Origin of the sequence: Microbispora sp. CA-135349 (assembly GCF_050947365.1) — a bacterium.
In the GTDB taxonomy this organism is placed as follows: domain Bacteria; phylum Actinomycetota; class Actinomycetes; order Streptosporangiales; family Streptosporangiaceae; genus Microbispora.
Map to the genome: position 1 here is coordinate 69575 of NZ_CP192001.1, position 26802 is coordinate 96376.

General features: G+C 71.3%; 26 protein-coding genes. 12 read left to right on the forward strand and 14 right to left on the reverse strand.

Annotated features, from left to right (window positions below):
- Nucleotides 1-61: 61 nt before the first annotated feature.
- Nucleotides 62-1510 (forward strand): argininosuccinate synthase, encoded by a 1449-nt coding sequence (gene argG / locus ACQPZZ_RS00295; protein WP_432927810.1) that lies wholly within the window; start codon nucleotides 62-64, stop codon nucleotides 1508-1510.
- A gap of 99 nt (nucleotides 1511-1609) precedes the next feature.
- On the opposite strand, the gene ACQPZZ_RS00300 is transcribed toward argG, so the two are convergent.
- Nucleotides 1610-2494, reverse strand: a complete 885-nt coding sequence (locus ACQPZZ_RS00300; RefSeq protein WP_432927812.1) for an NAD(P)-dependent oxidoreductase — start codon at nucleotides 2492-2494, stop codon at nucleotides 1610-1612.
- A gap of 50 nt (nucleotides 2495-2544) precedes the next feature.
- Here ACQPZZ_RS00300 and ACQPZZ_RS00305 point away from each other — a divergent pair, with 50 nt between their 5' ends.
- From ACQPZZ_RS00305 to ACQPZZ_RS00315, 3 genes are all read left to right on the forward strand, one after another.
- Nucleotides 2545-2919: a winged helix-turn-helix transcriptional regulator gene (locus tag ACQPZZ_RS00305; protein WP_432927814.1), complete on the forward strand. Its 375-nt coding sequence runs from the start codon at nucleotides 2545-2547 to the stop codon at nucleotides 2917-2919.
- A gap of 228 nt (nucleotides 2920-3147) precedes the next feature.
- Nucleotides 3148-4959: a glycoside hydrolase family 15 protein gene (locus tag ACQPZZ_RS00310; RefSeq protein ID WP_432934695.1), complete on the forward strand. Its 1812-nt coding sequence runs from the start codon at nucleotides 3148-3150 to the stop codon at nucleotides 4957-4959.
- On the forward strand, nucleotides 4959-6005 hold the full coding sequence (locus tag ACQPZZ_RS00315) for a glucose 1-dehydrogenase (RefSeq protein ID WP_432927816.1): 1047 nt from the start codon (nucleotides 4959-4961) through the stop codon (nucleotides 6003-6005). The genes ACQPZZ_RS00310 and ACQPZZ_RS00315 overlap by 1 nt, the downstream gene beginning before the upstream one ends.
- Before the next feature lie 12 nt (nucleotides 6006-6017).
- Here ACQPZZ_RS00315 and ACQPZZ_RS00320 read toward each other — a convergent pair whose 3' ends face one another.
- The 4 genes from ACQPZZ_RS00320 to ACQPZZ_RS00335 form a co-directional block, all read right to left on the reverse strand.
- On the reverse strand, nucleotides 6018-6560 hold the full coding sequence (locus ACQPZZ_RS00320) for a hypothetical protein (protein WP_432927818.1): 543 nt from the start codon (nucleotides 6558-6560) through the stop codon (nucleotides 6018-6020).
- Between the two features lie 38 nt (nucleotides 6561-6598).
- On the reverse strand, nucleotides 6599-7612 hold the full coding sequence (gene cydB, locus ACQPZZ_RS00325) for a cytochrome d ubiquinol oxidase subunit II (RefSeq protein ID WP_432927820.1): 1014 nt from the start codon (nucleotides 7610-7612) through the stop codon (nucleotides 6599-6601).
- Nucleotides 7613-7681: 69 nt separating this feature from the next.
- Nucleotides 7682-8956: a cytochrome ubiquinol oxidase subunit I gene (locus ACQPZZ_RS00330; RefSeq protein ID WP_432927822.1), complete on the reverse strand. Its 1275-nt coding sequence runs from the start codon at nucleotides 8954-8956 to the stop codon at nucleotides 7682-7684.
- A 144-nt stretch (nucleotides 8957-9100) separates the two neighbouring features.
- Nucleotides 9101-9757: a TetR family transcriptional regulator gene (locus ACQPZZ_RS00335; protein WP_432927824.1), complete on the reverse strand. Its 657-nt coding sequence runs from the start codon at nucleotides 9755-9757 to the stop codon at nucleotides 9101-9103.
- Between the two features lie 93 nt (nucleotides 9758-9850).
- On the opposite strand from ACQPZZ_RS00335, the gene ACQPZZ_RS00340 reads away from it, so the two are divergent.
- The gene (locus ACQPZZ_RS00340; RefSeq protein ID WP_432927826.1) at nucleotides 9851-10495 is read left to right on the forward strand and encodes an isochorismatase family protein; all 645 of its coding nucleotides are present in this window, start codon (nucleotides 9851-9853) and stop codon (nucleotides 10493-10495) included.
- A 201-nt stretch (nucleotides 10496-10696) separates the two neighbouring features.
- Here ACQPZZ_RS00340 and ACQPZZ_RS00345 read toward each other — a convergent pair whose 3' ends face one another.
- Nucleotides 10697-11200, reverse strand: coding sequence for a DUF3147 family protein (locus tag ACQPZZ_RS00345; protein WP_432927828.1), 504 nt, complete (start codon nucleotides 11198-11200; stop codon nucleotides 10697-10699).
- Nucleotides 11197-11619, reverse strand: a complete 423-nt coding sequence (locus ACQPZZ_RS00350) for a hypothetical protein (RefSeq protein WP_432927830.1) — start codon at nucleotides 11617-11619, stop codon at nucleotides 11197-11199. The genes ACQPZZ_RS00345 and ACQPZZ_RS00350 overlap by 4 nt, the downstream gene beginning before the upstream one ends.
- Nucleotides 11620-11941: 322 nt before the next feature.
- Between ACQPZZ_RS00350 and ACQPZZ_RS00355 the strand changes: the two genes are divergently transcribed.
- The 6 genes from ACQPZZ_RS00355 to ACQPZZ_RS00380 are packed head-to-tail and all read left to right on the forward strand — an operon-like array spanning nucleotide 11942 to nucleotide 20064.
- Nucleotides 11942-12031: a potassium-transporting ATPase subunit F gene (locus tag ACQPZZ_RS00355; protein ID WP_363635850.1), complete on the forward strand. Its 90-nt coding sequence runs from the start codon at nucleotides 11942-11944 to the stop codon at nucleotides 12029-12031.
- Complete coding sequence (gene kdpA, locus ACQPZZ_RS00360; protein ID WP_432927832.1) at nucleotides 12031-13692, forward strand: potassium-transporting ATPase subunit KdpA; 1662 nt, start codon at nucleotides 12031-12033, stop codon at nucleotides 13690-13692. Before ACQPZZ_RS00355 ends, kdpA begins: the two co-directional genes overlap by 1 nt.
- Before the next feature lie 2 nt (nucleotides 13693-13694).
- Entirely contained in the window at nucleotides 13695-15842 is a 2148-nt protein-coding gene (gene kdpB / locus ACQPZZ_RS00365; protein WP_432927834.1) for a potassium-transporting ATPase subunit KdpB, read from the forward strand.
- A gap of 26 nt (nucleotides 15843-15868) precedes the next feature.
- Nucleotides 15869-16732 (forward strand): potassium-transporting ATPase subunit C, encoded by an 864-nt coding sequence (locus tag ACQPZZ_RS00370; RefSeq protein ID WP_432927836.1) that lies wholly within the window; start codon nucleotides 15869-15871, stop codon nucleotides 16730-16732.
- 6 nt (nucleotides 16733-16738) lie between these two features.
- Entirely contained in the window at nucleotides 16739-19399 is a 2661-nt protein-coding gene (locus tag ACQPZZ_RS00375; RefSeq protein ID WP_432927838.1) for a DUF4118 domain-containing protein, read from the forward strand.
- On the forward strand, nucleotides 19396-20064 hold the full coding sequence (locus tag ACQPZZ_RS00380) for a response regulator (RefSeq protein ID WP_363635840.1): 669 nt from the start codon (nucleotides 19396-19398) through the stop codon (nucleotides 20062-20064). Before ACQPZZ_RS00375 ends, ACQPZZ_RS00380 begins: the two co-directional genes overlap by 4 nt.
- Nucleotides 20065-20092: 28 nt before the next feature.
- Here the strand turns inward: ACQPZZ_RS00380 and ACQPZZ_RS00385 are convergent, their stop codons facing one another.
- Together ACQPZZ_RS00385 and ACQPZZ_RS00390 are read right to left on the reverse strand one after the other, a co-directional pair.
- The gene (locus tag ACQPZZ_RS00385; protein WP_432927841.1) at nucleotides 20093-20707 is read right to left on the reverse strand and encodes a DUF6461 domain-containing protein; all 615 of its coding nucleotides are present in this window, start codon (nucleotides 20705-20707) and stop codon (nucleotides 20093-20095) included.
- A 15-nt stretch (nucleotides 20708-20722) separates the two neighbouring features.
- Complete coding sequence (locus ACQPZZ_RS00390) at nucleotides 20723-21037, reverse strand: hypothetical protein (protein WP_432927843.1); 315 nt, start codon at nucleotides 21035-21037, stop codon at nucleotides 20723-20725.
- Here ACQPZZ_RS00390 and ACQPZZ_RS00395 point away from each other — a divergent pair.
- Nucleotides 21030-21218, forward strand: a complete 189-nt coding sequence (locus ACQPZZ_RS00395) for a hypothetical protein (RefSeq protein WP_432927845.1) — start codon at nucleotides 21030-21032, stop codon at nucleotides 21216-21218. The genes ACQPZZ_RS00390 and ACQPZZ_RS00395 overlap by 8 nt on opposite strands.
- A gap of 60 nt (nucleotides 21219-21278) precedes the next feature.
- Here ACQPZZ_RS00395 and ACQPZZ_RS00400 read toward each other — a convergent pair whose 3' ends face one another.
- The 5 genes from ACQPZZ_RS00400 to ACQPZZ_RS00420 all read right to left on the reverse strand — a co-directional run bounded on the left by ACQPZZ_RS00400 (nucleotide 21279) and on the right by ACQPZZ_RS00420 (nucleotide 26801).
- A complete protein-coding gene (locus tag ACQPZZ_RS00400) occupies nucleotides 21279-21938 on the reverse strand; it encodes a response regulator (RefSeq protein ID WP_432927847.1) in 660 nt (219 codons plus the stop codon).
- Between the two features lie 93 nt (nucleotides 21939-22031).
- Nucleotides 22032-23156, reverse strand: coding sequence for a sensor histidine kinase (locus tag ACQPZZ_RS00405; RefSeq protein WP_432927849.1), 1125 nt, complete (start codon nucleotides 23154-23156; stop codon nucleotides 22032-22034).
- Nucleotides 23153-24604, reverse strand: coding sequence for a serine hydrolase domain-containing protein (locus ACQPZZ_RS00410; protein WP_432927851.1), 1452 nt, complete (start codon nucleotides 24602-24604; stop codon nucleotides 23153-23155). Before ACQPZZ_RS00410 ends, ACQPZZ_RS00405 begins: the two co-directional genes overlap by 4 nt.
- Nucleotides 24605-24777: 173 nt before the next feature.
- A complete protein-coding gene (locus ACQPZZ_RS00415) occupies nucleotides 24778-25461 on the reverse strand; it encodes a GntR family transcriptional regulator (protein WP_432927853.1) in 684 nt (227 codons plus the stop codon).
- Nucleotides 25462-25631: 170 nt separating this feature from the next.
- The gene (locus ACQPZZ_RS00420; protein WP_432927855.1) at nucleotides 25632-26801 is read right to left on the reverse strand and encodes a serine hydrolase domain-containing protein; all 1170 of its coding nucleotides are present in this window, start codon (nucleotides 26799-26801) and stop codon (nucleotides 25632-25634) included.
- Nucleotide 26802 lies beyond the last annotated feature (1 nt).

Sequence of the window (26802 nt, forward strand, 5' to 3'; positions counted from 1 at the left end):
GCGGCGACAACACGCCACCCGGGATTGCATGATCATGCATTCCCGTGTATATATTCTACTCGTGTCCAAGGTGCTCACTTCTCTGCCTGTCGGCGAGCGTGTCGGGATCGCCTTCTCCGGTGGTCTCGACACTTCGGTAGCGGTCGCGTGGATGCGGGAGAAGGGTGCAGTGCCGTGCACCTACACCGCTGACGTCGGCCAGTACGACGAACCTGACATCGCCTCGGTGCCCAGCCGCGCCACCGCGTACGGCGCGGAGATCGCCCGGCTGGTCGACTGCCGGGCGGCCCTGGTCGAGGAGGGGCTCGCGGCCCTCGCCTGCGGGGCGTTCCACATCAGGTCCGGCGGCCGCCCTTACTTCAACACCACCCCGCTCGGACGGGCCGTCACCGGCACGCTGCTGGTGCGCGCGATGCTCGAGGACGGCGTGCAGATCTGGGGTGACGGCTCCACCTTCAAGGGCAACGACATCGAGCGGTTCTACCGTTACGGCCTGCTCGCCAACCCCTCCCTGCGGATCTACAAGCCGTGGCTGGACGCCGACTTCGTCAACGAGCTCGGCGGCCGCAAGGAGATGTCCGAGTGGCTGCTCGCCCGCGGGCTGCCCTACCGGGACAGCGTGGAGAAGGCGTACTCCACCGACGCGAACATCTGGGGTGCGACGCACGAGGCCAAGTCCCTCGAGCACCTCGACACGGGCATCGAGATCGTCGACCCCATCATGGGCCTGCGCTTCTGGGACCCGGCCGTCGAGATCGCCGCCGAGGACGTCACGATCGGCTTCGAGCAGGGACGACCAGTGACGATCAACGGCAAGGAGTTCCCCTCCGCCGTCGATCTGGTGCTGGAGGCCAACACCATCGGCGGCCGGCATGGTCTGGGCATGTCCGACCAGATCGAGAACCGGATCATCGAGGCCAAGAGCCGGGGCATCTACGAGGCGCCGGGCATGGCGCTGCTGTACGCGGCCTACGAGCGGCTGGTCAACGCGATCCACAACGAGGACACCCTCGCCGCCTATCACAACGAGGGGCGGCGGCTGGGCAGGCTGCTCTACGAGGGCCGCTGGCTGGAGCCGCAGGCGATGATGCTGCGCGAGTCGCTGCAGCGCTGGGTCGGCATGGCGGTGACCGGCCAGGTGACGCTGCGGCTGCGCCGGGGCGAGGACTACTCCGTCCTGGACACCTCCGGACCGGCGTTCAGCTACCACCCCGACAAGCTCTCCATGGAGCGCACCGAAGACTCCGCCTTCGGCCCGGTCGACCGCATCGGGCAGCTGACGATGCGCAACCTCGACATCGCCGACTCCCGCGCGAAGCTGGAGCAGTACGCCAAGCTCGGTCTGGTCGGCAGCCAGCACCCCGCGCTGATCGGTGCTCCGCAGGCGGCCCCGACCGAGCTCATCGGCGCGATGCCCGAGGGCGGCGCCGAGGCGATCGCCTCGCGCGGCGAGGTCTCCACCGAGGAGGAGCTGCTCGACCAGGCGGCCATGGAGCTCGGCACCGACTGACGGCCACGACATCGGCCCAGAGGTCGTGTGGGCGCCCGGCACGCCGGGCGCCCACGGCGGCATTTCGCGCGGTGATGCCGGCGCGGGTGGCCGGGACCGTCAGGGCTTCAGGAGCTCGGTGATCCGGACGAACCCGTCGGCGCCGTGGCCCTGTGCGATGACGCGGCGGGCCCAGCCTTCGGCCGCGCGCATCACGCTCGCGTCGATGCCGTGGGCCTCGGAGGTGTGGACGATGTGGGCCATGGACGAGGCCGCCGAGGTGATCGGGTTGCCCTCGCCGGAGAACCGGCCGCTGTCCACTTCGGCCGCCTCCTGCTCGAAGATGGGCGGAAGGATCGCGCCGATGCCCTTGGCGAACGGCGCCAGCTCGCGGGCGGTCACCCCCTCGGCCCGTGCCACCGCCAGCGCGTGCGCGTAGCCTGCCATCGCGGTCCAGAAGACGTCGAGCAACGCGATGTCGTAGGCCGCGGCCCGGCCGATCTCCTCGCCGAGATGGGTGTGCGTGCCGCCGAGGGTCTCCAGCACCGGCCGGTGCCGCCGGTAGAGCTCCTCCGGGCCGCTGTGCAGGAACGCCGCGGCCGGGGTGCCGATGGTCGTGGTCGGCGTCATGATCGCGCCGTCGAGGTAGCCGATGCCGTGCTCGGCCGCCCAGGCGGCGGTGCTCCGGGCGCGGCCGGGTGTGTCGGCGGACAGGTTCACGAGCGTGCGTCCCCGCAGCGAGCCGGCGACCGCGTCGCGCCGCAGGACGGCGTCCGCCGCGTCGTAGTTCACCACGCAGATCACGGTCAGCTCGCTCGCGGCGACCGCCGCTTCCGGTGTGGGGGCGCCGGACGCCCCCCGCTCGGTCAACTCCCGATCTCTGCCCGGTGTCCGGTTCCAGACCGTGGTGCGGATGCCGGCGCCCAGGAAGGCCCCGGCCAGGGCCTGGCCCATCGGCCCCAGTCCGAGCACGGTGACGGCAGACTGTGGGGCGTGGTGGCTCATGTCTCAACTCCTGCGTGCATGACAGCGATGACGCTGAACGGGATGGGAAAATGACGCGTAGCCGTGCCGGAGACCCGAACGTCTGCGGGGTCACCGCCGCGATCGCCGTGATCGACGGCAAGTGGAAGACGATCCTGCTCTGGCTTCTGGAAACCGCTCCGCGTCGTCCCGGCGAGCTGGTCCGGCGGCTGCCGGGCCTCACCGAGAAGGTGCTGACTCAGACGCTCCGGGAGATGGAGGCCGACGGGCTGGTGCACCGTGAGGTGCACGACGGCCGCCCTCTGAAGACCGTGTACTCCCTGACCGAGTTCGGCCGTGAGCTGTCCGAGGCGCTGGCGCCGCTGTCCGACTGGGGACATCGCCGCCTGGAGAAGCTTGCTCTGGAGAAGCCTGCCCGGGAGAAGGCGACCCGGCCGGTCTTCTGACGCACCGCGCACACCCCCTTCTCCTCCGGTTCCGGGCGCCCCCGCGGCCGCCCGGAATCCAGCTTCACGCGCCCGCGGCAGTGCCGACAAGTACCCACAAAAAGGTGGGTAGGCCGCATGACTCGCTCTCCGGCGGGTGACAGTTCTTTGCACAGTGCATGTGTTTTCTTTGCCTGGGTAGCGCGGCTTTGTCCGTGAGATCGACCCCGGAGGCGGAAGCGCGTGGCACTGCGTATCGAGGACTACGGGCTGCTCGGCGACCTGCACACGGCCGCGCTGGTGGGGCGCGACGGGTCGATCGACTGGCTGTGCCTGCCCCGGTTCGACGCTCCCGCGTGTTTCGCCGCCCTGCTCGGCGACGAGCGAGCGGGGTTCTGGCGTCTCGCTCCCGCGGCCGGCGGGCTCTGCACGCGCCGCCGCTACCGCGGCGACTCCCTCGTCCTGGAGACGGAGTGGGAGACCCCCGAGGGGTCCGTACGCGTGATCGACGCAATGCCGCCACGCGGTGAGGCGGCCGACGTGGTGCGGGTCGTGGAAGGCGTCAGCGGACGGGTGCCGATGCGGATGGCGCTGCGGCTGCGGTTCGACTACGGGCACATCGTGCCCTGGGTGCGGCAGCAGGACGGGCGGCTTGAGGCGGTCGCCGGTCCCGACGCCGCCTGGCTGGCGACACCGGTGCCGCTGCGCGGCGAGGACATGACCACCTACGCCGAGTTCGAGGTGAGCGCCGGGCAGCGGGTGCCGTTCGTGCTGACCTACCGGCCCTCCCACGAGCGCAGGCCGCGTCCGGTGGACGCGGACAAGGCCCTCGCCGACACCGAGGCGTACTGGACGTCGTGGATGCGCGGCTTCCGATACGAGGGCCGGTGGGAGGAGGCCGTACGCCGGTCGCTGGTCGTGCTGAAGGCGCTGACCTACGCGCCGACCGGCGGCATCGTCGCCGCGGTCACCACCTCGTTGCCGGAGCAGCCGGGCGGGCCGCGCAACTGGGACTACCGGTTCTGCTGGCTGCGCGACGCGACGTTCACGCTGCAGGCGCTGCTGGGCACCGGCTTCGTGGCCGAGGCGAAGGCCTGGCGGGAGTGGCTGCTGCGGGCCGCGGCCGGAGACCCGGCCGACCTGCAGATCATGTACGGCATCGACGGCACCCGCCGCCTGCCGGAATACACGATCGACTGGCTGGCCGGCTACGAGGGCTCGGCCCCGGTGCGGGTCGGCAACGCGGCGTCCGGGCAGTTCCAGCTCGACGTGTGGGGCGAGGTCCTCGACGGGCTCCACCTGGCAAGGACGGCCGGCATCCACGCCGACGAGCCGGCATGGGACCTGCAACGGGCGTTGCTGGACTTCCTGGAGGGCCACTGGGACGACCCGGACAACGGGCTGTGGGAGGTGCGCGGCGACCGCCGCCACTTCGTGCATTCCAAGGTCATGGCGTGGGCGGGCCTGGACCGGGCCGTGCGGGCCGTCGAGCGCTTCGGCCTGGACGGGCCGGTGGACCGGTGGCGCGCCACCCGCGACAAGATCCACGCGGAGGTGTGCGACCGCGGCTACGACCCCGGGCGGGGCACGTTCACCCAGTTCTACGGCTCGCAGGGGCTGGACGCCGCCCTGCTGCTGATCCCCCGGGTGGGGTTCCTGCCATGGGACGACCCGCGGGTGGCCGGTACCGTGGAGGCGGTGCGGCGCGAACTGTGCTCCGACGGGTTCCTGCTGCGTTACCAGCCGCAGGCCGACGGCAACGTCGACGGCCTGCCCGGTGTGGAAGGAGCGTTCGTCACCTGCACGTTCTGGCTCGCCGACGCGTTGTACGGCATCGGCCGCCGCCGGGAGGCGCATGAGCTGTTCGAGCGGCTGCTGAGCCTGCGCAACGACCTCGGCCTGCTGAGCGAGGAGTACGACCCCGTCGCCGGGCGGCAGCTCGGCAACACCCCCCAGGCGTTCAGCCACGTCGGGCTCGTGAACGCCGCTCGTCACCTGTCCGGCGCCCGGCCGGCCGAGCACGCCGCGCACGGCCACGAGTACGTTGGAGGTGAGCGCTGATGCGCGCTCTGACGGTCATTCCGCTGCAGAAGGGCTCCCTGGCCGTCACCGAGGTCCCCGATCCCGAGCCGGGCGACGGGGACCTGCTCGTCGACGGTCTCGCGGTCGGCGTGTGCGGCACCGACAAGGAGATCGCCGCAGGGGAGTACGGCTGGGCCCCGCCCGGCCGCGACCGCCTGGTCATCGGGCACGAATCGCTGGGCCGGGTGCGGCAGGCGCCTTCCGGCAGCGGCTTCGCTCCGGGTGACCTGGTGGTCGGAGTGGTCCGGCGGCCCGACCCGGTGCCGTGCGGCGCCTGCGCGCACGGGCAGTTCGACATGTGCCGCAACGGCCGCTACACCGAGCGCGGCATCAAGGAGCTGGACGGCTACGCCGGCGAGAGCTGGGTGGTCGAGCCCGATTACGCCGTCAGGCTGGACCCCGGGCTGGCCGAGGTCGGAATGCTGCTCGAACCCACCAGCGTCGTGGCCAAGGCGTGGGACGAGGTGGAGAAGGTCGGCTCCCGGGCCTGGTTCGCACCGAAGACCGCGCTGGTCACCGGTGCCGGGCCGATCGGCCTGCTCGCCGCGCTGCTCGGCGTGCAGCGCGGGCTTGAGGTGCACGTCCTCGACCGGGTCACCGAGGGCCCCAAGCCGGGTCTGGTGCGCGACCTCGGCGCGGTCTACCACAGCGGCGACGCCGGCGAGGTGGCCGCGAAACTCCGTCCCGACGTGGTCATCGAGGCCACCGGAGCCGGATCGGTGATCTTCGCGGTGGCCTTCGGCACGGCTCCGTACGGCATCGTCTGTCTTACCGGCGTCTCCTCGGCGGGGCACCGGATCACGATCGACGCGGGCAGCCTCAACCGCGACATCGTGCTGGAGAACGACGTGCTCATCGGCTCGGTCAACGCCAACCTCACCCACTACGCCGCCGCGGCCGACGCCCTGGCCAGGGCCGATGGCGCGTGGCTGCGCCGGCTGATCACCCGCAGGGTGCCGCTGGAGTCGTTCCGCGACGCCTTCACGGCGGGGCCGGAGGACGTCAAGGTCGTCGTCGAGCTGTGACGGTCCTCCGGCTCACAACAGGAAGACCAGCATGGCGGTGAGGCCGAGGGTCACCGCCACGAAGCCGGCCGTCCTGGGCTGCCGGGCGGCCTCCCTGCGGCAGGAGACCACCAGCAGGACGCCGATGGCGAGCGCCGCCACGAGGTGCAGGCCGTACCACACGGGAATGGGCACCCTGGCCAGGAAGGTCCCGGACAGCAGGTCATCGGCGGAGCCGTAGCCGCCGATTGCGGCGACCGCGGCCAGGCCCAGCGCCGGGAGCGCGTACCGGAACCTGCCGAGCAGGGCCCAGACGACGGTCCCCAGGCCGAGCAGGACCGCACAGTGATGGTGAAGTTGCCGTGCGAGCAGGCCGCCGCGCACGTCCATGCTGATGTCGAGAATCGAGTGGTAGGCGGCGCTCATCTGGACGCCCCGCAGCGGCTCGTAGCCGCCCGTGTAGGCGACCGTCTCCCCGCTCGGCACGTAGGAGAACGCCAGGACGCCGCCGGTGATCAGGAAGGCCGCGAAAAGATAGACGAGCATCTCCCCCGTCGCCTGCCTCACCCGATTCATGGGCATATTTCAGCGCAGCGCCAGCTTCGAAGCAGGAGTTACAAGTAAGTCGGCGTACGGCCCGCGCGGTCGCGGAACAGCCACCAGTTCCACACCTGGGCGAGGAGCATCAGCGGCACCATGACCGCGGCGAAGCCCGTCAGAAGCCGCAGGGTGCCCGCGTCCGCCATCACCTCCGCCAGCCGCAGGCCGGTGCCGGGGGCGCCGGAGGAGACCAGTGCGAAGGGGCGCAGGCCCGCGCCGAGGGCGACGACGGGCAGGGCGGCCGCGCACGAGGTGGCGGCGAAGGCACGGCCCGTACGGCCCGCGCGCAGCAGAGCCGCCCCCACGAGGAGCACGACCACCAGGGCCACGCCGGTCAGGAGGGCGGGCCACGGGTTGACGACGGTGTGCCGCGCCGAGGAGAGGAACCCGGTGACCAGGACGGCCGCGGCCGCCACGGCCGCCACGAGCAGGGCGCGCCCGCCGGTCCTCGCCGCCCGCGCGCCCGGCCCGCCGCCGGTTCGCCATGCGAGGAAGGCCGCGCCGTGCGCGAGGAACAGCGCCGTGGTCGTGGCGCCGCACAGCAGCACGAAGGGGTGGAGCAGGTCGGCCACCCCGAGCGAGAAGACGTTCCGGGTGTCCAGCGGCACCCCCGCGAGGAGGCGGCCGGTCACGAGCCCCCACCCCACGGCGGGCACCAGCCCGCCCAGGAAGATCAGCCCGTCCCAGAAACGGCGCGCCGAGGCGCCCCGGTGGCGGCTGCGCAACTGCACGGCGGCGTTGCCGGCGACGATCCCGGCCAGGATCGCCGCGAACAGGAAGTACATCCCGGACAGCAGCCGCCCTTCCAGGAAGGGGAAGGCGCCGAACAGCACCCCCGCCACCGCCACCAGCCAGACCTCGTTGCCGAGGAAGAACGGGCCGAATGCGTTGAGCAGCGCCCGGCGCTCACCGTCGTCACGGCCGAGCCCGGGAACGAGCATCTGCACGCCGTAGTCCAGACCGGCCAGGACGAAGTAACCGGCGAGCAGCAGCCCGAGCAGGGCCGGCCACACGAGTTCGAGAGTCACGGGTTCCTCTTGGCAGGTCGAGCACAGGGCGAGCTACAGGTCGGGCTACAGGGCGAGCGACAGGTCGGGCTACAGGGCGAGCGACGCGGTGGGCCGCTCCGCGTGCCCGTCCGGAGGCGATCCGCCGAGGTCGGTGTCGGCCGGGCCGCGGCGGGCATACCGGATGATCAGCGCCCAGTCGGCGATCGCCAGCGCGAGGAACACCGAGCCGAACAGGACGAGGGACGTCAGCATCGAGCCGACGGGCGACCGTGCGGCGGCGGTCGTGAGCTCGCCGTACACGGCCCAGGGCTGGCGCCCCACCTCGCGCAGCAGCCATCCGCCGAGCGCGGCGACGAAGGGCAGGGGAACGGCGACGAGCATCAGGTACGCCGCCGGGCGAAACCGGAGGTACCAGTCGCGGTAGAGCAGCACCAGGGCCACGACGATCAGCAGGAGGATCAGGTAGCCGACGTCCTGCATGACATCGAAGGCGGTGGCGATCCAGGCGGGCGGCCGGTAGTCGCCCGCGCCGAACCGCTGGACCAGTTGCGCCTGCACGTCCTCGACTCTCAGGGAGCCGATGTCGTCGACGTGGCCCCGCAGACTCGCCGCCTTCATCGGCTGGGTCTCCACGAGCGTCGGGATCTGCACGAACCCGTAGTAGAGCGCCACGAACGCCGCGGGCGTCGCCACGAACAGGCCGAGGCGCAGCGAGGCGCGGAAGAACTCCCGCTCGGCGGTGCGCTTGAGGAAGTGGTAGGAGCTCACCCCCGCCATGAAGACGCCGCCGGTCATAAGGGCGGCGGTGGCGGCATGGACCAGCGCGTTGATCGCGTTGGGGTTGGTGAGCATGGCGCCGAAATCGGTGAGCCGGGCCACTCCGTCGCGCACCTCGTGTCCCACCGGATGCTGCAGGAATCCGTTGGCCACCAGGATCCAGTACGCGGAGGCGTACGCGGTGAGCGTGACCAGCCAGATCAGCGTGACGTGCACCGCCTTCGGCAGCTTCCCCCAGCCGAAGATCCACATGCCGAGGAAGGTCGATTCGGCGAAGAAGGCGACGATCGTCTCGAGCACGAGGGGAGCGCCGAAGACGTTGCCCGCGTACTCCGACAGCCCGCTCCAGGCGAGTCCGAACTGGAACTCCATGACCAGGCCGGTGACGATGCCCAGCACGTAGTTCACGACGTAGATCTGGCCCCAGAACCGGGTCATGCGCTCCATGAGCGGTGAGCCGTTGAGAGCGTGCCGGGTGTGCGTCACCGCGATCAGCGGGGCGAGGCCGAGGGTGAGCATCACGAACAGCCAGTGGAAACCGGCCGTGGTCGCGAACTGGAGGCGCGCCAGCGTCTCGTCCGTCATCGGCGTCCGCCCGTCACCCGCCGGGGAGAGGTCCGGGGTGCGTGGAGCGACAAATCAGACCTTTCCTCGCAAATTCCGCAGAAGTGGACGGATCATATCTTCACATCCATGTCTCGCGGCAGGTGATCGGGGTCGCCGGCCCGATCAGGAGGATGAGCGGGCCGTGTCGGCGGAGCCGAACAGGATGCCGCCGAGCGTCATGGTGAGGTAGCGGGTCAGCTCGCCGGCCGTCATGGCCGCGATCGGTCCGTCGGCCAGGACGTACCGGCTGAACGTGACCCCGATGAGGTGCGCGCCGAGCAGGTCGACCCGCAGCGCGACGTCCGGGCCGGTGAGCACGGTGCGGTAGGCGGCGATGCTCTCCTCGCGCATGGCTCGCAGCAGTGCCTTGGCGGCTTCCTGGTCACCGGCGGCGCTGCGTACGAGGGCGATGAAAGGATCGGCGCTGTCGGCCGACTCCATGCGGGCGACGTAGGCGTGCGCGACTCGCCCGGCCAATCCCTCGGCGTCTCCCCGGACGCTGTCGGCGAGGTCCCGCGTCCCCGGCACGGCGGCGAGGAAGAGCTGCTCCTTGGACGAGAAGTGCAGCACCACGAGCCCGTGGGTGACCTCGGCCCGCTGCGCGATCTCCCTGATGGTCGCCTTCGCGTACCCGCGCTCGGCGAAGACGGAGCGCGCCGCGGCGAGGATGGCGGCTCGCCGTGCCTCCGGGTCGCGCACCCGCTTCCTCGCGGGCGTGGGCTCCGCCTTCCTCGCGGGCGTGGGTTCCGCGGCGTTGGACTGTGACGCGTCAGACACCATGCCGCTTACTGTACACGTGGACATTAGCGGCGACGCGGGCGTACATTACTGACCAGATGGTCATTAGGGCCTCGCATACCAGGAGTGATCGCGATGAACCTCGCCCCGCTTTCCCCCGACGACACCACCGTGGTCCTGGTCGACTACGCCGTCGGTTTCGCCAACCTGCTCCGCTCGCACGACCTGCGCGAGCACCTTGCGAACGTCGTCGGCCTCGCCAAGACCGCCACGTTGTACGGCAGCGGCCTCGTGGTGACCAACGGCGAGGCGTCCAAGCCCTCGGGTCCGCTCTATTCGGAACTGCTGGAGGTCGTCGGCGATCGGCCGGTGATCGAGCGCACGACGGCGTTCAACTCCTTCCTCGATCCGGCCTTTGCCGAGGCCGTTCGCGCCACCGGCCGCCGCAGGCTGGTCATCGGCGGCATCGCCACCGACGGCTGCGTGCTGCAGACCGCGCTGGGCGCGTTGCGCGAGGGCTACGAGGCGTACGTCGTGGTGGACGCCACGGCGAGCCTCAGCAGGGAGGCGCACGACGCGGCGGTGCAGCGCATGACGATGTCCGGCGTCGTTCCGGTCACCTGGTGGTCGCTGGCCGCCGAGTTCCAGCTGGAGCCGCGCTTCGCCGACACGCCCTACCGCACCCAGTTGATGAGCGAGTTCCAGCCGGCCATGACGATGGCGGGCCGCACGTTCTTCGCCGGGGTGCACCAGGGGCGGCTCGCGCCCACGACGGCCTGACGCGGGGGGCTGAGGCGCGGCGGGCTGTTCGGACTCGGGGGCCCGGCCACGCTGCGGCTCGCCGGCACGCAGGCGTTCTCCTCCGGCGTGGTCCTGCTCACCTACGAGCCGACCGGGGAGGGCCTCCCCGACCCGGCCGCCGCGCGCCGGGCGGCCGAGGAGAACGCCAAGGGATGACCGGGGGCCGGCTCGTGACCAGGCTCAGCGGCAGAGCCGGGTCAGGGCGGCGTACAGGGCCAAGGAGAGGGCGGCCCAGGTCAGGGTGGCGAGTGCGAGGGACAGCCACAGCGGCCAGACGGTCGCCGTGAACGCCACGACGACGGCGAAACCGATCAGGCCGAGGGCGCCGAAGGTCGCGCCCCCCACGTCCTGCCCGGCCTGGCGATCGCCCTCCTCCTTGGCGACGAGAGTGACGCTCGCCAGCAGGATCGCCGGGAACGCGAGGAAGAGCCCGCCGGCGCGCGGGCCGGCCAGCACGGACACCACACCGGCGAGCGCCGACACTCCGGCGCCGAAGGCGAAGCGCAACGCCCAGTCGCGCCTGGGGGTTCGCCTGAGCTCGCTGAGCCGTAGCCGCACCTTCCGGCCGTCGCCGTAAGCAGGAGGCCGGTTGCCCCCGGAAGGCCGGTTGCCACCGGAGGACCGCTTGCCCCCGGGAGGCGGGTCGCCGCCGGGAGGCCGGTCCTCGTCACGACGGGCGCTCACGGCAGGCCCGCCGCCGGCGGGGAAGGCGGAGCGGTGACCGCCGCGGCCCGCGGGCCGAGCAGGCCCGCCGGCGCCAGCGCGTACCCCACGGCGACGACGGCGCCCCAGACGGTGAGCGCGGCCAGTGCCCCCCACCAGGTGCCCCACCTGCGCAGCAGCGGGACGGCGATCAGGCAGTAGAGGGCGAAACCGACCGCACCGATCTGCATGCCCCGGGCCGAGGCGAGCACGTCGGGGACGCCGGCGATGCAGGCGGTGACGATGAGGCTGGCCAGGGCCACCGAAGGGGCGGCGCAGAACACCCCGGCGAGCCGCTTCGGCGTCAGCATCTCGGCCAGCGCCGCGAAGGCCAGCACGAAGACGCCGCCGGCCAGCGCCTTCAGGACGACCTCCACGATCTGGCCGGTCACCTCGCCCACGCCGCGTCCCCTCCCCGGAGCCGGCACAGGTGATCGGGGGCGCCGCATGCCGGTTGAACCGCGTTGATTTCCGGCACGGGAACGCCCGAAACCCCCGGCGTGGTCCGCGTACAGAGGCCGTCAATACTCGGCTCAAACCCGTATGGAAGCCGTCAAGAGCGGCCAAATGCCTCCGATCTAGGTCTTTGCTTGTGCTGAGGCCGCCGTAGTCCGGCGGGCGTCATCACAACCGAGGAGCAGGGATGGCGGATGTCGTCTTCGTCGTCCTGACGATCGTGGTGTTCACGATCGTCGGGCTCGTCATCAGGGCGGTGGAGCACCTGTGAGCCTGATCAACGCCGTCGGGCTCGGGGTGGCCGCGGCGCTCCTGGTCTTCATGGTCGCGGCCCTGCTGTTCCCGGAGCGCTTCTGATGAGCGCGGCAGCGGCAGGGGTCGTCCTCGTGCTGTCCGTCGTCGCGGTGCTCGCCGTCGTGTACCCGCTGCTGGGCGACTACATGTACCGGGTCTACACCGGCACCCGCCACAGCGCGGCCGAGCGCCTCGTCTACCGCCTGATCGGCGTACGGCCCGACGCCGAGCAGCCCTGGGCGGCCTACGCGCGCGCCCTGCTGGCCTTCTCCGCGGTCTCCGTGCTGGTCGTGTACGGCATGCAGCGCCTTCAGGACAAGCTGGTCCTCGGCCTCGGGCGGCCCCCGGTCCCCGCCCATGTCGCGTGGAACACGGCCGTCAGCTTCGTGACGAACACCGACTGGCAGGCGTACCCGGGAGAGACCGTCATGGGCCACCTGGTGCAGATGGCCGCCCTGACGGTGCAGAACTTCACGTCGGCGGCGGCCGGCATGGCCGTGGCCGTCGCGCTCGTGCGGGGCTTCGCCCGCAGGCAGGCCGACACCGTCGGCAACTTCTGGGTGGACCTCGTGCGCGGCACGTTCCGTGTCCTGCTGCCGATCGCGTTCGTCGCCGCGTTGGTCCTGGTCGCCGGGGGTGTGGTCCAGAGCCTCACGGCGCCGCACGAGGTGACGACGCTGACCGGCGGCACCCAGGCGATCACCGGGGGCCCGGTGGCGAGCCAGGAGGCCGTCAAGGAGCTCGGCACCAACGGCGGCGGCTTCTTCAACGCCAACTCCGCCCATCCCTTCGAGAACCCGTCCGGGTGGACGAACTGGCTGGAGATCGTCCTGCTCCTGGCGATCCCGGTCGCGCTGCCGCGCACCTTCGGGCGGATGGTCGGCCAGGTGCGGCAGGGACACGCGATCCTCGCCGTCATGGCGGTGATCGCCCTGGTGAGCGTGCTGCTGACGAACGTCTTCGAGGTCTCCGGCGCCGCCGCGGTCCCCCGCGCCGCCGGGGCGGCCCTGGAGGGCAAGGAGGTCCGCATCGGCGTGCCCGGCTCCGCGACGTTCGCCGCCGCCACCACCCTGACCTCGACCGGCGCGGCCGACTCCGCGCACGACTCCTTCACGCCGCTCGGCGGCATGATGACGATGGTCAACATGATGCTGGGCGAGGTCGCGCCCGGCGGCGCGGGTTCCGGCCTGTACGGCATCCTGGTGCTGGCGGTGATCACCGTCTTCGTCGCCGGTCTGATGGTGGGCCGCACGCCGGAGTACCTGGGCAAGAAGATCGGCTCGCGCGAGATCAAGCTGGCCTCGCTCTACTTCCTGGTCACCCCGGCCCTCGTGCTCGCGGGCACGGCCGCGGCGATGGGCAATCGGGCCGGTCCCGCCGCCATGCTGAACGGCGGCCCGCACGGGCTGTCGGAGGTCCTCTACGCGTTCACCAGCGCGGCCAACAACAACGGCTCGGCGTTCGCCGGGATCTCGGCGGGCACGCCCTGGTGGTGCGTCGCGCTCGGCCTGTGCATGGCCTTCGGCCGGTTCCTCCCGATCGTCTTCATCCTCGCCCTGGCCGGATCGCTGGCCCGGCAGGCGCCGGTGCCGTTCTCCGCCGGAACGCTGCCCACGCACCGCCCCCAGTTCGTCGGGATGGTGGCCGGAGTCACGGTCGTCCTCGTCGCGCTCACGTTCCTGCCGGCCCTGGCGCTCGCGCCGCTCGCGGAAGGACTCTCCTAGCCATGCCGGCGTCATCACAGCGCGCGAGCCGGGAAAACGGCGGCAGGATCGGCCCCAGGATCGGCCCCAGGATCGGCGGAGGTCTGCTCGATCCCCGGCAGATCGTGCGGTCGCTTCCCGGCGCCGTACACAAGCTGAACCCGGCGACGCTGTGGCGCAGCCCGGTCATGTTCGTCGTCGAGATCGGCGCGGTCCTCACCACGGGCCTGGCGATCGCGACCCCTTCGGCGTTCGCCTGGGCGATCACGGTCTGGCTGTGGCTGACCGTGCTGTTCGCCACCCTGGCCGAGGCGGTGGCCGAGGGCCGGGGCAAGGCCCAGGCCGCCACGCTGCGGGCGGCCAAACGCGACACCGTGGCCCGGCGGCTGCCGGAGCCGCGCGACCCCACGCGATGGGAGGTCGTCGGCGCCCAGGAGCTGCGCCAGGGCGACCATGTGGTCGTCGAGGCCGGAGAGGTCGTCCCGGGCGACGGCGACGTGGTCGAGGGCATCGCCAGTGTGGACGAGTCGGCGATCACGGGTGAGTCGGCGCCGGTGATCCGCGAGTCCGGCGGCGACAGGTCCGCCGTCACCGGCGGCACGAAGGTGCTGTCCGACCGGATCGTCGTACGGATCACTCAGAAACCCGGGGAGAGCTTCATCGACCGGATGATCGCCCTGGTGGAGGGGGCGAACCGGCAGAAGACGCCCAACGAGATCGCGCTGAACATCCTGCTGGCCGCGCTGACGGTGATCTTCCTGGTCGCCACGGTGACCATGCAGCCGCTCGCGATCTACTCCAAGGCGATCAACCCCGGCGTACCGGACACGTCCGCGCTCGGCGCCGACGGGGTGAGCGGGGTGGTGCTCGTGTCGCTGCTGGTCTGCCTGATCCCGACCACGATCGGCGCGTTGCTGTCGGCCATCGGCATCGCCGGCATGGACCGCCTGGTGCAGCGCAACGTGCTGGCGATGAGCGGGCGGGCGGTGGAGGCGGCCGGTGACGTCACGACCCTGCTTCTCGACAAGACCGGCACGATCACCCTGGGCAACCGGCAGGCGTCGGAGTTCGTCCCGGTCGAGGACGTCTGCGAGCTCGACCTGGCCGAGGCGGCCCAGCTGGCGAGCCTCGCCGACGAGACCCCCGAGGGGCGTTCGATCGTCGTCCATGCCAAGCAGGCCTACGACCTGCGCGAACGCCGGGCGGGTGAGCTGGCCCACGCGGAGTGGATCGCCTTCACCGCCCAGACCCGCATGTCGGGGGTCAACGTGGACGGGCGGCAGGTCCGCAAGGGCGCCGCGACCTCGGTGATGAAGTGGGTGCGTGACAACGGCGGCCATCCCACCGGCCACGTCGGGCACCTGGTGGACGGCATCTCCGCCTCCGGCGGCACGCCTCTCGTCGTCGGCGAGATCAGCGGTGGCAGAGCCAGGGTGCTCGGAGTGATCCACCTCAAGGACGTGGTCAAACAGGGCATGCGGGAGCGGTTCGACGCGATGCGCCGGATGGGCATCCGCACCGTGATGATCACGGGAGACAACCCGATGACCGCCGGGGCCATCGCCCGTGAGGCCGGGGTCGACGACTTCCTGGCCGAGGCGACGCCCGAGGACAAGCTGGCGCTCATCCGCAAGGAGCAGGAGGGCGGGCGGCTGGTCGCGATGACCGGGGACGGCACCAACGACGCACCGGCGCTGGCGCAGGCCGACGTGGGGGTGGCGATGAACACCGGCACCTCGGCGGCCAAGGAGGCCGGGAACATGGTCGACCTCGACTCCAACCCGACCAAGCTCATCGAGATCGTCGAGATCGGCAAGCAGTTGCTGATCACGCGTGGGGCGCTGACCACGTTCTCGATCGCCAACGACATCGCGAAGTATTTCGCGATCATCCCGGCCATGTTCGCCGCGGTCTATCCCGGCCTCGACGCGCTCAACGTGATGCGGCTGCACAGCCCGCAGTCGGCCATCCTGTCCGCGGTGATCTTCAACGCGCTGGTCATCGTGGCGCTGATCCCGCTCGCGTTGCGGGGCGTGCGCTACCGCCCCTCCAGCGCGTCGAAGCTGCTCGGCCGCAACCTCTGCCTGTACGGCCTGGGCGGCGTCGTCGCGCCCTTCGTCGGCATCAAGATCATCGACCTGCTGATCCGGTTCCTTCCGGGGATGTCGTGATGAGGGGAAAGGCGGCTGGAAACGTGATGGAACGCCTGCCGAACACGCTCCGCCGGCACCTCGCGGCGGTCCGGGCCGTCGCCGTCTTCACGCTGATCCTGGGCGGCTTCTATCCCCTGCTGGTGACCGGCATCGCCCAGGTCGTCCTCCCCCACCGGGCCGGCGGCTCGATCGTGCGCGCGGACGGCCGTGAGGTGGGCAGCTCTCTGATCGGGCAGCTCTTCACCGACCGGTACGGCCGCCCGGCGCGGGGCTACTTCCAGAGCCGGCCGTCGACGGCCGGCTACGACCCGCTGGCCTCGGGGGCGAGCAACCTCGGCCCTCAGGACGTCGTGGACCGGTTGCCCGACCCCCACGGAACCGGCGAGGCCGCGCGGAAAGGCAGGGTCTCCCTGCTCACCCAGGTGTGCGCGCGTTCGAAGGCGGTCGGCGAGGTGGAGGGCGTCAGCGGGGCCAGGCCGTACTGCACGGCGGACGGCGTGGGCGCGGTGCTCAAGGTCTTCCCCGCCGTAGGCACGCCGGCCAGGGTCGTCAGCGTCAACCAGGCGTGCCCGGCCGCGCCGTTCGTCGCCACTTACCGGGGCGTGCAGGTCGAATGCGGCAGACCGGGCGAGGACTATTCGTCAGGGCGCACGGTGCCGGTCCGCGGAAAGGCCCGGGCAGTCGTCCCGCCGGACGCCGTGACGGCGAGCGGCAGCGGGCTCGACCCGCACATCTCCGTCGCGTACGCCGAGCTGCAGGCGTCCCGGGTGGCCGGGGAGCGGAGGATGGACGTGCACCGGGTGCGGGAACTGATCGGGGAGCACACGACCGGGCGCGCCCTCGGCTTCCTGGGAGAGCCCGCGGTGAACGTGCTGGAGCTCAATCTGGCCCTCGACAGGGAGAGGTGAGCGGCGATGCCACGCGGGCGGCTGCGGATCTACCTCGGCGCGGCACCCGGGGTCGGCAAGACGTACGCGATGCTCTGCGAGGGGCACCGCCGCAGGGAGCGGGGCACGGACGTGGTGGTCGGCCTGGTGGAGACCCACGGCCGCGTACGCACCGCACAGCTGCTCGAAGGACTGGAGGCCGTCCCCCGCAGGACCCTGACGCACCGGGGTGCGGCCTTCACCGAGCTGGACGTCGACGCGGTCATCGCCCGGCGGCCGCGGGTCGCCCTGGTCGACGAGCTGGCGCACACCAACGTGCCGGGTTCCCGCAACGCCAAGCGCTGGCAGGACGTCGACGAGCTCCTCGACGCCGGAATCGACGTGATCTCCACGGTGAACATCCAGCACCTGGAGTCGGTCAACGACGTCGTCCGGCACATCACCGGCATCCCCCAGCGCGAGACCGTGCCCGACGAGGTCGTACGGCGGGCCGACCAGGTCGAGCTGGTCGACATGACCCCGGAGGCGCTGCGGCGGCGGCTCGCGCACGGCAACGTGTACGCGCCGGAGAAGGTGGACGCCGCGCTCGCGAACTACTTCCGCGTCGGCAACCTCACGGCGCTGCGCGAGCTGGCCCTGCTGTGGCTCGCCGACGAGGTGGACGAGCAGCTCGACCGCTACCGCGCCGAGCACGGCATCGCCGACACGTGGGAGGCGCGCGAGCGGGTCGTGGTCGCGCTGACCGGCGGGCCCGAGGGCGACACGCTGGTGCGGCGGGCGGCCCGCATCGCCGACAGGACGAAGGGCGCCGGTTTGCTGGCCGTGCACGTGACCCGGGCCGACGGACTGGCGGGGGGCGATCCCGCGCTGCTGGCCCGGCAGCGCGCCCTCGTGGAGAGCATGGGCGGCACCTACCACCAGGTCGTGGGCGACGACGTCCCCCGGGCGCTGCTGGAGTTCGCGCGGGGGGTCAACGCCACCCAGCTCGTGCTCGGGGCGTCCCGGAGAGGGAGGATCGCCCAGATCTTCAGCAGGGGCGTGGGTGTCGAGACGACCGCGATGTCCGGCTCGATCGACGTCCACATGATCACCCATGAACACGTCAAGAAGGGCCGGGAGCGCCCGCAACGGTCGAGGGCGGCGCTCACCCGGAGGCGCAGGCTGGCGGGATGGGCCGTCGCCGCCGGCGGCCTGCCGCTGCTCACCGCGGCGCTGCTCCCCTCCCGGGGCACGCCGGCGCTGCCGAGCGTCATCCTGCTGTTCCTGAGCACCGTCGTGGGCGTGGCGCTGATCGGCGGCATGTGGCCGGCGATCACGACGGCCGTCGCCGGTTCCCTGCTGCTGAACTACTTCTTCACCCCGCCGCTGCACACGCTGACGATCGCCAATCCGGAGAACCTCCTCGCCCTGGTCGTCTTCGTGTTCGTCGCGGCGGCGGTCAGCATGATCGTGGACGTGGCGGCCCGCCGTACGAGGGAGGCGGCCCGCGCCGGGGCGGACGCCGAGGTCCTGTCCGCGCTCGCCGGGCACGTGCTGCGCGGCGAGGCCGCCGTGCCCTCCCTGCTGGCGCGTACGCGGGAGACGTTCGGCCTGGTCTCGGTCACCCTGCTCGAACGGCGGCCCGAGGCGGGGCAGGGACCTGACGACCGGTCCGACCCCGCCACCTGGCGGATCGTCGCCACCTCGGGGGGAGAGCCCTGCTGCTGCCCCGGCGCCGCCGACACCGACGTGGACATCGACGGCGACAACGACGACGACAACGACGGCGGCCTCGTGCTCGCCGCGCGCGGCCGGCTGCTCGACGCCTCGGACCGCCGCGTGATCGAGGCGTTCGCCGCGCAGGTGGCCGTCGCCCTGCGGCAGGAACGGCTGAAGGAGAAGGCCGAGCAGGCAAGGCCGCTCGCGGAGGCCGACAGGATGCGCACCGCGCTGCTCGCCGCGGTCAGCCACGACCTGCGTACCCCGCTCGCCGCGGCGAAGGCCGCGGTGGAGAGCCTGCGCGCCACCGACGTCGAATGGTCCGCGCGGGACCGCGCGGAGCTGCTGGAGACCGCGGACGAGTCGCTGGCCACGCTCGACCGCCTGGTGGCGAACCTGCTCGACATGAGCCGCCTGCAGGCCGGCGTGCTGGGCGTGGCCGCCCAGCCGGTCGCCGTCGAGGAGATCGTGCCGAGGGCGGTCGACGACCTCGGGCCGCTCGCCGCCGAGGTGAAGATCGACATACCGCCCGACCTGCCCGAGGTCGTCGCCGATCCGGCGCTGCTGGAGCGGGTGCTCGCCAACGTCGTGGCCAACGCCGTCCGCTACACCCCCGCGGGGGCGAGCGTGCTTGTGACCGCGAGCAGGTACGGCGAGCGGGCCGAGATCCGGATAATCGACCGTGGTCCCGGCGTGCCGCGCGACGCCTACGACCAGATCTTCCTGCCCTTCCAGCGGCTGGGGGACAGGGACAACCACAGCGGGGTCGGGCTGGGCCTGGCCCTGGCGCGCGGGCTCACGGAGGCGATGGGAGGAGAGTTGACACCCGACGAGACGCCCGGGGGAGGACTCACCATGGTTCTCACCCTGCCCGTCGCCGTGCACACCGGCGACGGGCCCGAGCTCCCGGCGGAACTCGGCGGTTCCCTGGATCGCGGCGGTTCCCTTGGTCTCGGTGGTTCCCTCGGTCTCGGCGGTGCGGCGCCGTGAGCCGGGTCCTCGTCGTCGACGACGAGCCGCAGATCCTGCGCGCGCTGCGGATCAACCTGGCCGCGCGCGGCTACGAGGTCACCGTCGCGGCGGACGGCGGGTCCGCGTTGCGCGAGGCCGCCGACCGGCGTCCCGACCTGATCGTGCTGGACCTCGGGCTGCCCGACATGGACGGAGTCGAGGTCATCCACGGCGTACGCGGCTGGAGCAGCGTGCCGATCATCGTCCTGTCGGGGCGCACCGGCAACCAGGACAAGATTGAGGCGCTGGACGCCGGGGCGGACGACTACGTCACCAAGCCCTTCGGCGTGGACGAACTGCTCGCCCGCGTGCGCGCGGTGACCCGGCGCACCGGCGTCCGGGAGACCGAGCCCGCCCGCGTACGGATCGGGGAGCACCTGGTCGACCTGGCCGGCAAGACCGTCTCCGGCGACGTACGGCTGACTCCGACCGAGTGGCACATCCTCGAACTCCTCGTCCGCAGTCCGGGGAAGCTGGTCGGCCAGCGGCAGTTGCTGAGCGAGGTTTGGGGCGTGCGGTACGTCAAGGAGACGCACTACCTGCGGCAGTACATGGCCCAGCTGCGGCGCAAGCTGGAGAAGGAGCCCGCTCACCCCGTCCACCTGATCACCGAGCCGGGCATGGGCTACCGCTTCGTCCCCTGACGCCCCGCCCGGGGCTCAGTCGCCGGGCTCAGTCGTCGGGGTTCGTCGTGCCCGCCAGGAACGTCATCTCCAGCAGGGCGGGGGACAGGTCCACACCGGTGATGACGCCCGCCAGAGCGAACGCGGCGGCGATCGGAGCCTGCGGCATGGGATCGTCGAAGCCGGTCCGGCCGAGCCCCACGTCGCGCATCGCGCCGATCCACCGGTCGGGGTCCTCACCGGAGCGCAGGTGCGGCGCCAGGGGCTGGAACTGTGTGATCACCTGACCGTCGATCGCGTGGATGAAGTCGTCGGAGGCGTAGTCGTGCCTGCTGACCGCCACTACCTCGGTCTCCCGCGAGACGCGCTCGAGCACGCCCTCCTCGGCGACGACACGCCACCCGCCGGGCTCGACGAGCACGGTCCAGTCGCCCGACCGCACGGCGCCGGCCCAGGCGGCGTCCATGCCGTCCGAGACCTCCAGGCACTCCGCCGCGTTCTCGTCCAGCTCCTCGAACGTCATCTCGTCGATGGTGCTCTCGTCCACACCCAGGCGGACGAGCACCTCCCGGGGCGCGAGCCCGCGGACGAACGACACCCCGAATACGGAGCCCAGCGGCCCGTAACCGGATAACCAGCCGAATTTCACGTCGATGTCAGACAAGGTGACCTCTTTCATCTACTGCCGGACATCATGGCAGCGATCATCGCCCGTCGCCGGGCCTATCGGCCGTCGCCGGGGGCGGGGAATGTCGGTCGCGTACGAAAGAATCGCACTCATCATGACCATCACCGCGCCGACCATCACCGCGCCCACCATCACCGCGCCCACCATCACCGCGCCCACCATCACCGCGCCCACCATCACCGCGCCCACCATCACCGCGCCCACCATCACCGCGCCCACCATCACCGCGCCCACCATCACCGCGCCCACCATCACCGCGCCCACCATCACCGCGCCGACCATCACCGCGCCGACCGGGGTGTCCACACGCCCGCTGCCGGTCGAGCTCGTGGACGGCCCGGGAGGCAGTCTCTACCTGCTCCCCTTCGCGCCGCTCACCCCGGACGACTGCGAGGCCCTGTCCGTGCTCCTCGCCGCCAGGGCCGCCGCCGTACGGCGGGCCGAATCCGCCGCGCCCCGGCCGGAGACCACGCGCTTCGCCGGATGACGATGCCTCATCCGGGTGATGAGGCAACCTGCCGCAGCCGGGACACGACCTCTGAAGCGCTCAGGAATCGGAGTAGGCCAGGCCGGCCTCGTAGGCGACGATCGCGGCCTGGACGCGGTTGTTCAGGCCGAGCCGCAGCAGGATCGCGCTGACGTGGGACTTGACGGTGCCCTCGGAGAGGAAGAGTTCGCGGCCGATGTCCTGGTTGGACAAGCCGCGGCCGACGAGGGCGAGCACCTCGCGTTCCCGCGGGGTCAGCATCTCGACCTGTCTGCGTGCGGTGTCCGCTCTGGCGAGCCGGCCGCCGCCCAGCCGGGTGATGACCTTCTGCGCGATCCTCGGCGACAGGTACGCCGCGCCCCCGGCGACCGCCCGCACCCCGATGATCAGCTCGCGCGGGTCGGCGGCCTTGAGCAGGAACCCGGCGGCGCCCTCGGCGAGCGCCCGGGAGACGTACTCGTCCTCGTCGAACGTGGTCAGCATGACGACCGCGACTTCGGGAGCGGCGGCGCGCAGCTCGGCGACGGCCGCGAGGCCGTCGAGCCGGGGCATGCGGATGTCGAGCAGCGCGATGTCGGGCCGGTGCGCGCGGACCATCTCGATCGCCTCGTGGCCGTCGGCGGCCTCGGCCACCACCTCGATCTCCGGGTCGGTGGTCAGGATCGACCGCACACCCACTCTGATCATGGCCTCGTCGTCGGCCAGCACCACCCGGATCACCGGCGCACCTCGATCTCCCCCTGCCCCGCGCTGCCACCCCGGCCGCTTTGACCCCGACCGCTTTGACCCCGGCCGCTTTGACCCCGGCCGCTTTCACCCACGGCCATTTTGGCCCCGCTCGTTTTCACCCCGGCCGCTTGAATCCCAATCCGGCCCTTCCGGACGGCCGTCTCCCTCAGAGCCGCCTTCCTCGGAGCCGCCAGGGCGTCCTCCTTCAGGACGGCCCTCTTCGGGGCGGTGCGGGAAGCGTGCCGTGACGGCGAAACCGCCGTCGTGCGGCCCGGCGCGCAGCGCGCCGCCGAGCAGGCGCGCCCGCTCGCGCAGACCGGCCAGGCCGCTTCCGCCGCCCGCCGGCCCGGGCTCGGCGCGAGCCGCGGAGTTGCGGACCGTGACCGCGACCGCCTCCTCGCTCCGCTCGATGTGGACGAGCACGTCGGCGCCGGGGGCGTGCCGGGCGGCGTTGGTCAACGATTCCTGCACCACCCGGTGCACGGCCCTGTCCACCAGTGGCGGCAGGTCTGGGCGCTCTCCGTCGTATCGGAGCTCCACCGCCATCCCGGCGTCGCGTGCCCGATCCACCAGCGCCTCGACGGTCTCGTCGGGCGGCTCGGTGGGCACCCGGCTCGCGGTGTCGCCGCCCGTGGCGGCGGTCTCGCGCAGCACTCCGACGGTACGGCGGAGCCGGTCGGTCGCGGTGACCGCGGACGCCCGCAGCTGCGCCGCCGCCTCCCGGTTCCGTCCGGTCATGTCGGCGGCCAGTTCCAGCGCCCCCGCGCGCAGCGCGATCAGCGCCAGCTCGTGACCGAGCGAGTCGTGCATGTCGGCGGCGATGCGGGCGCGTTCGCGGAGCCTGGCGCGCTCCGCGATCAGCTCCTGTTCGCGTTCGAGCTGGGCGACCCGTTCCCGGCCCGCCAGCACCAGCTCTGCCTGCTGCCGCCGGAAGAGACCGGCCAGCCACGGCAGCACCACGAAGATCCCGAGGGCCAGCAGCGCGGTCGCGCCGTTCCAGAAGTCCGGCACGACATAGACGGCCCCGGGGACCGCGGCGACGATCAGCACCAGCCAGTCACGTCGTCCGCGCAGGTGACGTCCATGGAGGTAGGCGGCGACGGTCAGTATGACGAACAGCAGCTGCCGCCAGGCCGGGACGTCGTCGAGATACAGCCCGTTGACGACGCCGATCTCGGCGATAACCGCCAGGATCGCACGGTTTCTCATCGTGACGAGACTATCGATCTGATCCTGAGCAGTCGGAACACGGTGGTGACCGCGCCCGCGACGGCCGCGACGGCGAAGGCGATCGTCAGCGGCGCGGCGTAGTAGGTGAGTTGCGCCCAGGTGACGGTGCGGCCGTTCATGAGGAACGTGATCAGCGCCGGATACAGCGCGAGCAGCGGCACCGGCAGCAGCACCGGAACCATGCGCAGCCTGATCCGCCACCCGGCTCTTCCGGCGCGCCGATCCGCCCAGCGGCGCGACCGCAGCACGCCCAGCACACCCAGCCCCGCCGCGGCCAGCGTGATCAGGCCAAGGATCAGTTCGGTCCACTGCCGGCCTCCGCCCGGCGTCTCCGGAGCCCTGCCCTGGGTCATCGCCACGAGCCCGGTGAGCACGTCGTAGGTGTCGTCGTAGAGGCCGGCGCTGTTGGTCATGACGGCGAAGCCGTACCCCGTGTCCGGGGCGATCGCCTCCACGGCCGTGTACGTGAACAGGTTGCCGGAGTGCACGAGCAGCTCGGTGCCGTTCACCGTCTCCGTGCCCCAGCCCATCCCGTAGTCGCGTACGCCCGAGGAGGTGTGCATGATCTGCAGGCTCTGCGGCCTCACGATCTGCCGGCCCTGACCGGTCTGGCTGATCAGCCACCTGCCCATGTCGGCCGCGTCGGTGATGACGCCCCCGGCGCCGCCGCCGTAGAGGAAGTCGCGCAGCTCCGTGCGCGGCACCCACGCCCCGAACAGCGAGTTGAATCCGCTGGACGGCGTGACCACCTGGTCGCCGACGGCGCTGCCGGTCATGCCGAGAGGCCCGAAGACGCGCTGCTTCATGTACTCGCCGAAGCGCATGCCGCTGGCAACCTCGACCAGCCGCGCGGCCACCTCATAATTGGCGTTGCAGTACGCCCACCGCGTGCCGGGGTCGGCGGCCAGGGTGCCGGTGCCCAGCGCGGCCACATATCCGGCGAGGGTCGTCGCGGACTCCGCCGCGCCGAGGTCGACCGTTGCGTCGGAGATGCCCGACGTCTGGTTCAGCAGGTGCCGAACCGTGATGGCGCGGGCCCGCGGGTCGGTCATGCGAAACTCGGGCAGTTGCCGGGCGACCGGCTCGTCCAGCGAGATCCTGCCGTCCTCGACCAGCGTCATGACGGCCATGGCGGTGAACGACTTGCTGACCGAGGCGACGCGCATGGGAGTCTCCGCCGTGATCGGCCGGCCCGCCGAGTCCTGCCCGTATCCGGCCGCGTGCACGATTTTGCCGTTATGGGTGACGACGACGGACATCCCCGGCAGTGCGGTGGATTCCATGGACTCGGCGAGGTAGGCGTCGATGGCCGCCGCGGACGGCTCCTCCGCCGCGTGGGGCACGACGGCGGACGCGGGAGGAGACACGACCAGAGGGGAGAGAGCCAGGAACGTGGCCGCTGCCAGGCCGGTGAGCTTTCGTTTCATGCAAAGAAACGCTAGAAACCGGGAGCCCGGAAAAGATCCGGCGATCCGCCACGACCACCCCTGACGAAAGTAGTACTCCTTCGCGTCGCTCACCCGGCCGCCGCCGGCAGAGGGGCTGCCGTACGCGTCTATACACCCGCCTACCAGCAAGATCCCGATCTACGGCTGGAGTACTAAGCGGTGGTGTCGGCGATCGACTCCGTACCGCTGCCGAGGATCACGGCCGCCGCGGCCAGGACATGGCGTCGAGCGGCGAGATCAGCCATGTCCGCGTCGCGCGCCTCGATGGCATCGACGATCGCCTTGATCTCGGCTGCACTCTGGGCGGGGCGCCCTGCAGACGCCAGGGTCCGAGCCCGCAGTTGGGTCACACGCCGATGCAGGCTCTGCACGAGTTGCTGCAGCACCTCGTTCCTCGACCCCTCGAAGAGGACGTCGTAGAACCTGTTCTTCACGGCCATGATCGCGGCGGGCTCGTCCTCGCGACTGACCGACTCGGACAACGCCGCCATGACGGTGCGTAGAGCTTCGCGCTGTTCGTCCGACGCGTACTGGGTGAAGAGGCGGGCCGCCAGACCCTCCAGGTTGGCCCGCACCTCGTACACCTGGCGTGCCTGGCCCGGGGTGACCACGCTGACGATGGTTCCGCGGCCGTTCACGGACTCGACCAGACCCTCGGCCTGCAATTGCCGGAGCGCCTCGCGCACCGACGGGCGGCTCGCCGAGGTCAGCTCGCAGAGTTCCCGTTCGATGAGCAGCTGGCCAGGCTTGAGTCGCATGTCGACAATGGCCTGCCGGAGAATAGCCGCAACCTGCTCGCGAATGGGGGCATGGCGTTGGACCTGCATCTCCCACATGACCCGAATCTATCCGAAACTTTGCGCCTGGTTGGTTATAAGACGGCAGCTTCGCTCGGGCGAGCGGGCGGCCCGACAGCGCACGTTCTCGGGATGGCCGCTCAGGGTGAGGCCGGGCCACCGCCCGCGGTGGCCCGACCTCACCCTGAGTGAGGATCCTGACCGGGCTGCTACACGGCAGCGCCGACGACGAGATCGGCCAGCCGCTGGAAGCGATCGATGTTGGCTGCCTGTCCCAGCAGCCCCGTCGTCAGCGCGACGAAGGTCAGGTCGAGGTCCGGATCGACCCAGTAGATACTGCTGCCGAAGCCGAAGTTCCCGAACGTCTCGGGTGAGGTCATCGTGCCGAAGATGTGGCGCACCACCCCGTGGCCGCGCACCGTGAACCCGAGGCCCAGGTTGGCCGGCGGCGGGGTGTAACCGTGCCGCAGGGCAACCGCTCGGTAGATCTCGTTGGGCAGCTCGCCGGTCCAGTTCTGGCGCGCCATCTGGATCATGCGCGGGGACAGGATACGCGCCCCGTCGAGGCTGCCACCATTCCTCAGCATCTCCGCCAGCCGCATGAGATCACGGGTCGTCGACGCCGCCCCGACCCAGGTCGCCTCGTTGGACTCGGAGGCGAAGAGCCCCTGGTCCCCCGGCGTCGTGGAGGACGTGTGCCGGACCGCCAGGTTGCCGCGCAGGTCGGGGAAGGCATGCCGCTCTCGCATGTGCGGCTTGATGCCGAGGGCCGTGTCAGACATCGCGAGGGGCTGGAACAGGTCCTCGTCGAGGATCTCGTTGATGGTCCGCTTCTTCGGATCGGTCCGGCGCAGGACCTCACCGAGGAGCGCGTGGTTGACCATGGGCGAGTAGTCGCACCTGGACCCCGGCTCGACCACCCCGTGCAGGTTCTCGCAGACCGCGGCGACGATGTCACCGAGTCGGTCCATCGGCATCCCGGTCCTGACCTCCCACACCCCCGGTAGCCCGGCCGTGTGCGTGAGGAAGTGGAAGATCGTGGCACGCTCTCGTGGAGCGCCGGAGAACTCCGGAATGATCTCCACCATCGGGGTCGTCAGGGCGAACTGCCCCAGCTCTACGGCACGCAGGGCGAGGATGTTGATGAACGTCTTCGTCACCGAGAAAATCGTGAAGACGGTGTCGCTCTCGAGCCGTTGCGTCTTGCCCTCGTCAGCGTGGCCTGCCACCAGGTCCAAGGCCAGTTCTCCGTGCCGGGCGACCTGGATTGAGGCGCCGTGGTAGAGCCCGGATTCGAGGTCGGCCTGTACCACCTCCTCGAGACGGGCCAGCCGCTCCTCTGACATCCCGGCGGCAGCCGCGCCCTTGGTGATCGCCATA

Coding starts and splice junctions, on each gene's coding strand:
- ACQPZZ_RS00415 (WP_432927853.1), bottom strand. CDS start 25,461: ATGTGGGAGATGCAGGTCCAACGCCATGCCCCCATTCGCGAGCAGGTT.
- ACQPZZ_RS00375 (WP_432927838.1), top strand. CDS start 16,739: ATGCCACGCGGGCGGCTGCGGATCTACCTCGGCGCGGCACCCGGGGTC.
- kdpA (WP_432927832.1), top strand. CDS start 12,031: ATGAGCGCGGCAGCGGCAGGGGTCGTCCTCGTGCTGTCCGTCGTCGCG.
- ACQPZZ_RS00340 (WP_432927826.1), top strand. CDS start 9,851: ATGAACCTCGCCCCGCTTTCCCCCGACGACACCACCGTGGTCCTGGTC.
- ACQPZZ_RS00410 (WP_432927851.1), bottom strand. CDS start 24,604: ATGAAACGAAAGCTCACCGGCCTGGCAGCGGCCACGTTCCTGGCTCTC.
- kdpB (WP_432927834.1), top strand. CDS start 13,695: ATGCCGGCGTCATCACAGCGCGCGAGCCGGGAAAACGGCGGCAGGATC.
- ACQPZZ_RS00330 (WP_432927822.1), bottom strand. CDS start 8,956: ATGACGGACGAGACGCTGGCGCGCCTCCAGTTCGCGACCACGGCCGGT.
- ACQPZZ_RS00305 (WP_432927814.1), top strand. CDS start 2,545: ATGACGCGTAGCCGTGCCGGAGACCCGAACGTCTGCGGGGTCACCGCC.
- ACQPZZ_RS00315 (WP_432927816.1), top strand. CDS start 4,959: ATGCGCGCTCTGACGGTCATTCCGCTGCAGAAGGGCTCCCTGGCCGTC.
- ACQPZZ_RS00320 (WP_432927818.1), bottom strand. CDS start 6,560: ATGAATCGGGTGAGGCAGGCGACGGGGGAGATGCTCGTCTATCTTTTC.
- ACQPZZ_RS00335 (WP_432927824.1), bottom strand. CDS start 9,757: ATGGTGTCTGACGCGTCACAGTCCAACGCCGCGGAACCCACGCCCGCG.
- ACQPZZ_RS00370 (WP_432927836.1), top strand. CDS start 15,869: ATGGAACGCCTGCCGAACACGCTCCGCCGGCACCTCGCGGCGGTCCGG.
- ACQPZZ_RS00405 (WP_432927849.1), bottom strand. CDS start 23,156: ATGAGAAACCGTGCGATCCTGGCGGTTATCGCCGAGATCGGCGTCGTC.
- ACQPZZ_RS00420 (WP_432927855.1), bottom strand. CDS start 26,801: ATGGCGATCACCAAGGGCGCGGCTGCCGCCGGGATGTCAGAGGAGCGG.
- ACQPZZ_RS00300 (WP_432927812.1), bottom strand. CDS start 2,494: ATGAGCCACCACGCCCCACAGTCTGCCGTCACCGTGCTCGGACTGGGG.